Genomic DNA, 7,221 nt, shown 5'->3' on the forward strand with positions numbered 1-7,221 from the left:
GAGGTTGTCCACAGATCCCCAGCTTGGCCTGTGGGCCCTGTGGGTAACAGGGATGTTATCCACAAGTCCACAGGCACCCATGCCCCTCACAGGCTCGCAACCACCCACAAATTGTCCCGAAGAGCCGGTATTACTATCGAGGCCGTACGGGATGCCGGTGACCTGCAGACCTCCTGTTGATAATGTCGTGATATTCAAGTGCCGCCGACCTAGTTCCGCGGCTGTCGCGTTATCTGTGTCGGTTACGCGGATGGCGCGGAGCTGCCGAGGGAATGGTAATGTTCCGCCCAGATAAAAGTTGCGGGTACGGGTCGTCGTAGCACTCGGATTGATACTGCAGGCAATGTTGCTACCGGCCGCGCAGTCGAGACTCCAAGTGACCATCGGAATCGGAGACCGATAGCGGAACTCGTAGGTCCGCGTCACTGGCCCTAAGTTGAGGGTCGCCGTGCAGTCGAGGACGTTACGCTGCTGCAGGCCGGGTACGTTTGTCCACGTGCATTTTCCGCCTGTGATGGGCCCGGTCTGGGGACCGTAAATAGGATCGAAACAGGTGCTGTTGCGCACACACGAAGATGGAGGTGGATGGGCGCCGGCGGCAGGAGTAGTACCACCAGTGGGGATACTCCAGTTGGCCGCAAATGGCGCCGGGAACTGCTTGCCGGTGATGTGTATGGGTAGCTGACCTTTCGCTGTGCCAGCCACGCCACCGTAATCCCCAATATCCGGTTGCTGAAAAGGAGCCAGCCAGGGAAAGGAGCCGTAGTCGGCGCGATAGGCTACGAGGGCCTGATCAAGTTCTCCTAGCACACGCTTCTCAACGGCGCCCATCTGTTCCTGTCGCGTGATCACGAGCACGTGGTCGTTGAAGTCGCCGCCTGCGCGAGTTACGAAGTTGTTGTCGCCATCGCCGTTGGCATCCTCAAGGTAGTCGGCCACGTTATTGCTTGGACGATCCTAGAGAGATCAAGTCGCCACACTCGCAGGGTGGGTTAAGCGCGCCGTTTGCGCGCGACCCGGCGACTGGACGCGTACCGCGGTCACCTTGCATCCTTACACGGGCGTACGCGTCCGGGCGTACGCCTCAGCGAGTCGGCCCGACCGCCGGTGGGTTGGTGGGTAGGGGACCATTGCCCTAACCCCCCGTCATCGAGTGCCAACTGCTTTCTCGTCCTGCCTGCTAAGCTAACCAAACACGTTTGAAATTTCGGCTACCTCGGCAGGTTCACGCGTCCTCCGGTAGGGGAACCCTATGTTTCTTCCTCTCGCTCCTGGAGGGCACCGGGACACTCCCTCCCCTGTCCGCGTGCGGACGGGGGAGGGCGGGGTGGGGGTCAGACATACGCACGCTGACCAAGCCGTGTCCCGGGCGCGACGCCTTTACCCCCACCCCTGCCCTTGTATGTTGCTTTTATGGCTTGGAGGGACAAAATGATAAGCGGTGGAGCTTGTGAGCAATGGGGCTGCGGGGGAGACCCCCTGCGCTTTTCATCCCCATGGCCCCGTGTCGCCGTAGGCGAACGGTCCACAGACTCTACGGCTATCCACCGGTTCGGTGCGGTAGCTCGCTCGTCCAGCCCTTGGGACCGCGAGCCCGTGGGGGAGCGTTGGGCGCCGCACCGCGTCTCCAAATAACCCGAACGGTTGCTGGGGCCCGTGAGCCCGCATTTTTGCAAGGCTGGGTATGAACGAGAATACTGAAGGGTTTGTTGGCATTGATGTTTCCAAGGACACCCTGGACATAGGGTTTCGTCCCTCCGGGGCAGAGCGTCAGCCTTGCCCACGACGAGGTGGGCATCATCGAAGTGATGCACCGGTTGAGCGAGGCCAAGCCGCAGCTCATCGTCCTGGAGGCCACGGGCGGCCTGGAGGTCGATCTGGCTACTCGCCTGATGGTAGCGGGGTTGCCGGTGGTGGTGGTCAACCCCCGTCAAGTCCGGGACTATGCCAAGGCCACGGGTCAACTGGCCAAGACGGATCGGATCGACGCCTTGGTACTGGCGGATTTTGGCCGCGCCATCCGGCAAAGGAACTTCCGAATTTGTCGAAGTCGGTCTGTATGACATTGGCTTGCGTGAGAGTCTAGCCACCTTCCAGGACGGTTCCAACCACACGATTGCCAAGGTCACCGTTTCAGGCCGCATGGCGCACCGCTAGATCCTCGACCTTCTGCTCCACAGCCGCGTCAGGCGCTGCGCCAGGCCGTCGTGCTCCTCGCGCCGCACGATGACCTCGTACAGGCGATTCAGACGATCAGTGGTCGTGTCGATGCGGGTTATCAGATCACTGTGCACCGCATCGATCCGTCGGCTGGTTGCATCCATGCGGGTAATCACGTCACTGTGCGCCGCGTCGATGCGGGCTATTACGTCATGTAGCGCATCGATGCGCTCGTTGGTGGTGTCAATGCGGCGGCTCTGATCAGCAAGTTGGGCGTTCACGTCATCGAGCCGTTTGTTGGTGATCTCTAAGGTCGTCTTGATCTGGGTGTTCTCCGCCCGGACCAATTTGATCTCGGGGATCACCTCTTCGTGCAGCGACTTCCGTAATACATTCATCAGCATGATGATCTCCGTGCCTCAGGTATGGCCTGCGCGCGGATCGTTGCTAGCGCATCTCCAGAGGCGGCCGCCGGTAGCTTTCACGCGCGCGTGGGGAATATTCGGGCTCGACGGATCGACCGTGATCTCACGCCGGCTGGGCGATACCACCAGGTCCATGTCTTCCATAGGCACGGCGCCCAACAGGACCTCATCCCCCAACACCAACGCGCCGACATAGCAGAACCGCTTCCCGAAGCGGACGCGGATTGGGCCGACGTAGGGAACGGTCATACTCCGTCCATCGGCCAGCGACACCTCGCGCATTGATTCCGTTTCGAGCTTGAGCTGCAAGGCGACATGCTCAGGGATACATAGCATGAGCGCACCGGTATCGGCAAGTGCCTTGACCCGAACCGGCTCCAGATCGGGTCCTCTGGGATTGCTGAGCTCGATGTCCGCGAAAACATGACCCATCTTGATGAACCCCCGGGCGGTTTGACTTCCTGGTAGTCACCGGGATTCGAACAGGCGGGTCGTTCCGGCATGCACAGCGCTATCGATATGCGGCACGAATTCCTCATGGCTCAACGGTTTTGGACCTGCTGGGCGCCGTGACGAGCGCAATCGGTTTGCATGGGGTCCCCTACTAAACCGCGCTGGCGGCGTCCTTGAGTCGCACATCGGCGGTCAGCAACTCAAGACCCTGTTCGATCTCCGGGGTTGTACCTCGCTCCAGCGTGGCGCGCAGAGCCACCGAGGTATCGAGGTAGAGGGCAGAGCCCATGAGGCGGTCAAGTACGATCCTGCCGGAGCTCGTCGAGCAGCGCTTGGGCCGTGCCCGGTGCAAGCCCGAGGCCGCGGCTGCGCCATACCCAATCCCCTTTCGGGTACGCGGCTCGCGTGACTTCTCCGGCCGCAGCCAGCGTCTCGAGGATCTCCTCGACGCCGCCGCCGCCAACGGGTGCCTGGCGCCGAGCCGGCCGCAGTTCCGCGACCACGTGGTCCCGCTCCGCTACCAGCACGTCTTCGCCAGCCGAATGTACTCCGACAGCCTGGCCTTGAGCTGCTTGATTCCAACGACCTTCATGTTCCAATGGTAGTCACAGGTAGTCACCTATTCAAGCGGTTAACGCCGTACGGGTTGTGGGCCGCCGTGAACTCGCTGCCGTTGTCGGCCCACCAGACCACCGGGCTAGGCGCTCGTGATCCCACGGAGGCGGGCTCAATGCATCGGCTTCGAGTGGATCCGCGGTATTTATAGGGCCACACCGTCGAGCGCGGGGATCACTGAATGGCCGCGGACCCGATCACTTCGTTGGCTCGTGCGCCGTCTCGCCTGCAGGCGCCGGTTGGTAGACCTCGCGGACCTCTGCCTCCCCGGTATCGTAGGTCTGGCCCGGTTTCAGACCCACGGCCAACGGCGCGTTCCCGATGCGGACCGGCAGGGTGGTGCCGCGCATGGCGCCGACATCGATCTCGATGCCCTGGGCATCGAGATCGCCTTCGAGGGACGTCACGCCGTTGATCCACACCATGCCTCGGCCGCGCGAGCGGCGCACCAGGCCGTTCATCGTGACATTCGGTACCACCGGCGCGGATTCGACGGTCGGCGTGACGATCGGCGCCGTCTCCACCTGCGGCTTCGGCGGCTGGCGCCGCAGGGCCTCCAGCATCTCCCGCTCTTCGGGGGTGGTGAAGAGCCTGCCGAGGTCTTGGGCCTGCACGAGCGTGGCGAAGGCGCCGAGCGCCAGCAGGCCGGCTCCTTTGCCCCACACGTTGAATCGGTGTTCGCTCATCATTCGCCTCACTCTGCCATTCTCATCGCCGACCGCGAGGCACGCTGCCGACGTTTTCAAGCACGCGTTGACACCCTGAAGCACGGACTGTCGGGATACGGGTCCCTCCTTCGACGCCGAACACCGCATCGTTTACAAGGTAGAGGGCGATGCACTTCGTCGCCCAGTTACGTTACCACTACTGACACCGCACCGGGGAGCGGGACTCAGAGGTTGATGTCATTACCGTTCGCCAACCGGATCGTGAACCACAGGAGCTCGCACGCGCTCTTCAAGTTCTCCTGGTCCAGCCTCGGCTCGACCCTCTCGGCCGCGCGCCGGAAGGTGCAGTCCCGGATGCTGTAGATCCCATCGGCCTTGCCGTCCAGGGCCGCGAGCACGGCGCCCGGTGGCAAGCCCGAAATCCGGCGTGAACGGCTCGCGCGCGGCGATCTCGTAGCGCAAGCTCGGGATCTTCGTGATCGCGGCCGTGCGCTTAAGCACCTCGATCCAGTTGAGGCGCTGCTCGTTCCCGATCACGCCCTTCCTGACCAGCTCGACGAAGCGCGGATACTGCTCCCTGATGATCATGTCCTCCTGGTCCACCGCGAGGTACTTGCCCGTCACGCTCTGCAACCGCCCGTGAGCACCGCGATCTGACAATAAAGGTCCCCGCTGTCCCCCGGGAGGGTCGAGCCCGGCGGCGGCGTGTCCTCGGCCGCACGGGGCTCGCCCTCCACCACGGCGTTCGGATCGGTGCCGGCCAGCCAGTTGAGGCTGGTGATCTGCAGCTCCGGGTAGCCGTCCAGGGCGCGACTCACCGCACGCATCATCTCGAGGGGCGTCGCCTTGTACCGAGACAGGGTGTCCGCGATGTCGACGGCGGTCTTGATGTCCTGAGGGATCGACCGGGGTCTCTGGAAGCCGCCCCTTCGCCGCATTGAACTGGGCCTGATAGATGCCCGCCCGTTGCTCGGCACTGGCCGCGCGCTGCCGGAGCGACAGCCCCTCGACCAGATTGATCCCGCCGCCGACGGCAGCGAGGAGGAGGATCACTGCGCTCGCCAGGAGCATCCCCGAGCGCGCCTGGTGCAAGCGGTAGTATTTGAGGTCCTCGGCCTGCGCATAGTGGTTCCTGGGCCTCTTCTTGAGCAGGAGATGGGCATAGATGTAGTCGCTGAAGGGGGTCGTCAATACCCCCTGGATCCCGAGCCGCCGCGCGACATCCGCCACGTCGAGGAGATGGTAGCGCACGGTCTCGGCGTTGCGGCATTGCCGCTCGAGCTGGTCGAGCAGCTCGCCGTGGGCGAGGATAGATATCGAGCGGCCCCTCGGCCAGGAGCTGGACGTTCTTGAGATAGCGCTCGAATTTGTCGAGCTCATTCAGGATATACGGGGCGAAGGGCACCGTGCCGAGCCTCGGCATCTTCGCCAGCCGGCTGATCTTGATGACCCGCTCCCGGAAATAGGATTGCCGGAGACCGCTGTGGGTCTGCATGCTGACCCAGAGCACGTTCGGGGACTTGACGTTGATCCGATCGAGCAAGGCCGTGCTCACGATCGCCAGGGAATTGCCGGCCACCGGGACCTTTTGCTGTACGCACAGCCGGGTCCACGGTTGCACCAGCTCGGGGTTGGTGATGGCGCTCAGCAACACCTTGTCGTCGCGCCGCCCCTCGGTCTCGCGGCCCTCCGGCAGGACATGACTGTAGGGCGTGCCGCGGAAGAACCACGCGAGCTTGCGCTCCAGTACCGCGCGCCGATCGGGGCCGTAGAGATGGGGGATGGTCTCGTGGCGGTATTCTTCTTCCACCACATCGACCAGCATATAAAGGGGGGTCTTGTCGGACTCGCGCAGGTAACGGTCGAACAAGCTGAGCTCGGCATCGTCGGCGTCGAAGACGTGATCTCCTGCAGGCGCCGGTTCTCGAGGCTGTCCCGGAGATCGGTGAGGGCGTCGATCATCGGCACGCCCGCGTCCAGGAGTTGCTCCATGTGGAAGCAAAAGGTGATCAGATTGGAGTGTTTGATCCCCTGCCGGACGGCGAACAACCCGCCGGGCTTGACCGGCCGATAGCTCACCAGATCGAGCCCGAGCCGCGTCAGGCGCATCTCGAGGTCGATGGGATTGACCGCATCGGCCTGCCCGCGTTGCAAGCGCCCGTCGGCGTCCACGGCCTTGTAGCGGTACAGCTCCATTTACTTGACGCGCTGTGTCAGGTCCACGACCCGTGACACCTCATCGAGGCTGGTGGTGCCGTCCAGGACGCGAGCGATGCCGACATCGGCGAGCGGCGTGAAGCCCTGCTCCAAGGCGTGACGCGCGATCTCACGCGTCGTCGCCCCTCGCGCCACCAGCTCGTCCATCTCGGGGTCGAAGCTCAACACCTCCATGAGGGCGGTGCGGCTCTTGACTGCTACGTGTGACGACACGCTCCGACGCTTCACCCTATAAGGAACTACCGTATTTTCCTATCGCGCGCTACGAAACTTTTTCTCGAAAGACTCTGGGGATGGACGTCCGGGAGGCCGGCAGCCTGGCCGGCGCGCTTGAGCATGTATTCCACCGCATCGATGGACAGGGGCCCACCCTGCTCGGAGATAAATACAAAGGAGGCTCGATGTTTTCTCGCGCCGGAGCTTGCGCAGCGCCCGCAGCTCGTCGCCCTGAAGGGGATGCATGGTGCTCTTGCTGCTCTTGAGGCGTCGCACGTAGATCTCGGCGCGGTCGAGATGCACGTCTTCCCAGCGGAGATCCGTCACCTCGCCGACACGTAGGCCGTGGCGGTAAGCGACCAGGATCATTGTCGAGTCGCGGTGCGGGTTGCGGCTGGTCTTCTTGACCGTCTGACGCAGGCCCTCGACCTGCGGTTCGGTCAAAAACCGCGGGGCTTTTCGCCTCT

The 7,221-nt window shown here is 63.2% G+C and carries 10 protein-coding genes and 1 pseudogene; 2 read left to right on the forward strand and 9 right to left on the reverse strand.

The window, feature by feature from the left end:
* A partial coding sequence (locus M3461_16250) for a hypothetical protein (GenBank protein ID MDQ3775779.1) occupies positions 1-939 on the reverse strand: 939 nt, incomplete at its 3' end.
* An 869-nt stretch (positions 940-1,808) separates the two neighbouring features.
* Here M3461_16250 and M3461_16255 point away from each other — a divergent pair.
* Positions 1,809-2,006, forward strand: a pseudogene (locus tag M3461_16255) (transposase).
* Positions 2,007-2,153: 147 nt separating this feature from the next.
* Here the strand turns inward: M3461_16255 and M3461_16260 are convergent.
* The 3 genes from M3461_16260 to M3461_16270 all read right to left on the reverse strand — a co-directional run bounded on the left by M3461_16260 (position 2,154) and on the right by M3461_16270 (position 3,327).
* Positions 2,154-2,564 (reverse strand): hypothetical protein, encoded by a 411-nt coding sequence (locus tag M3461_16260; GenBank protein ID MDQ3775780.1) that lies wholly within the window; start codon positions 2,562-2,564, stop codon positions 2,154-2,156.
* 15 nt (positions 2,565-2,579) lie between these two features.
* Positions 2,580-3,017 (reverse strand): clan AA aspartic protease, encoded by a 438-nt coding sequence (locus M3461_16265; GenBank protein MDQ3775781.1) that lies wholly within the window; start codon positions 3,015-3,017, stop codon positions 2,580-2,582.
* 172 nt (positions 3,018-3,189) lie between these two features.
* The gene (locus M3461_16270) at positions 3,190-3,327 is read right to left on the reverse strand and encodes a hypothetical protein (GenBank protein ID MDQ3775782.1); all 138 of its coding nucleotides are present in this window, start codon (positions 3,325-3,327) and stop codon (positions 3,190-3,192) included.
* Between M3461_16270 and M3461_16275 the strand changes: the two genes are divergently transcribed.
* Complete coding sequence (locus M3461_16275; protein ID MDQ3775783.1) at positions 3,326-3,643, forward strand: hypothetical protein; 318 nt, start codon at positions 3,326-3,328, stop codon at positions 3,641-3,643. The two genes, M3461_16270 and M3461_16275, sit on opposite strands and share 2 nt — an antisense overlap.
* A 207-nt stretch (positions 3,644-3,850) precedes the next feature.
* On the opposite strand, the gene M3461_16280 is transcribed toward M3461_16275, so the two are convergent.
* From M3461_16280 to M3461_16300, 5 genes are all read right to left on the reverse strand, one after another.
* Positions 3,851-4,339 carry a hypothetical protein gene (locus M3461_16280; protein ID MDQ3775784.1) on the reverse strand — a complete coding sequence of 163 codons (489 nt, stop codon included), beginning with the start codon at positions 4,337-4,339 and terminating at the stop codon, positions 3,851-3,853.
* A 222-nt stretch (positions 4,340-4,561) separates the two neighbouring features.
* Positions 4,562-5,701, reverse strand: coding sequence for a hypothetical protein (locus M3461_16285; protein ID MDQ3775785.1), 1,140 nt, complete (start codon positions 5,699-5,701; stop codon positions 4,562-4,564).
* Between the two features lie 264 nt (positions 5,702-5,965).
* Positions 5,966-6,517 carry a hypothetical protein gene (locus M3461_16290; protein MDQ3775786.1) on the reverse strand — a complete coding sequence of 184 codons (552 nt, stop codon included), beginning with the start codon at positions 6,515-6,517 and terminating at the stop codon, positions 5,966-5,968.
* Complete coding sequence (locus tag M3461_16295) at positions 6,518-6,751, reverse strand: hypothetical protein (GenBank protein MDQ3775787.1); 234 nt, start codon at positions 6,749-6,751, stop codon at positions 6,518-6,520.
* 39 nt (positions 6,752-6,790) lie between these two features.
* Positions 6,791-7,221, reverse strand: a 431-nt coding sequence (locus M3461_16300; GenBank protein MDQ3775788.1) for a tyrosine-type recombinase/integrase, incomplete at its 5' end; no start/stop codon positions are given.

The sequence above is a fragment of the Pseudomonadota bacterium genome (assembly GCA_030860485.1).
Lineage (GTDB): Bacteria > Pseudomonadota > Gammaproteobacteria > JACCXJ01 > JACCXJ01 > JACCXJ01.

What these genes read in the sequence shown, in the direction of transcription:
- M3461_16260 (MDQ3775780.1), bottom strand. Translation starts at nt 2,564, where the DNA reads ATGCTGATGAATGTATTACGGAAGTCGCTGCACGAAGAGGTGATCCCC.
- M3461_16265 (MDQ3775781.1), bottom strand. Translation starts at nt 3,017, where the DNA reads ATGGGTCATGTTTTCGCGGACATCGAGCTCAGCAATCCCAGAGGACCC.
- M3461_16275 (MDQ3775783.1), top strand. Translation starts at nt 3,326, where the DNA reads ATGAGGCGGTCAAGTACGATCCTGCCGGAGCTCGTCGAGCAGCGCTTG.
- M3461_16270 (MDQ3775782.1), bottom strand. Translation starts at nt 3,327, where the DNA reads ATGGGCTCTGCCCTCTACCTCGATACCTCGGTGGCTCTGCGCGCCACG.
- M3461_16280 (MDQ3775784.1), bottom strand. Translation starts at nt 4,339, where the DNA reads ATGAGCGAACACCGATTCAACGTGTGGGGCAAAGGAGCCGGCCTGCTG.
- M3461_16285 (MDQ3775785.1), bottom strand. Translation starts at nt 5,701, where the DNA reads ATGAGCTCGACAAATTCGAGCGCTATCTCAAGAACGTCCAGCTCCTGG.
- M3461_16290 (MDQ3775786.1), bottom strand. Translation starts at nt 6,517, where the DNA reads ATGGAGCTGTACCGCTACAAGGCCGTGGACGCCGACGGGCGCTTGCAA.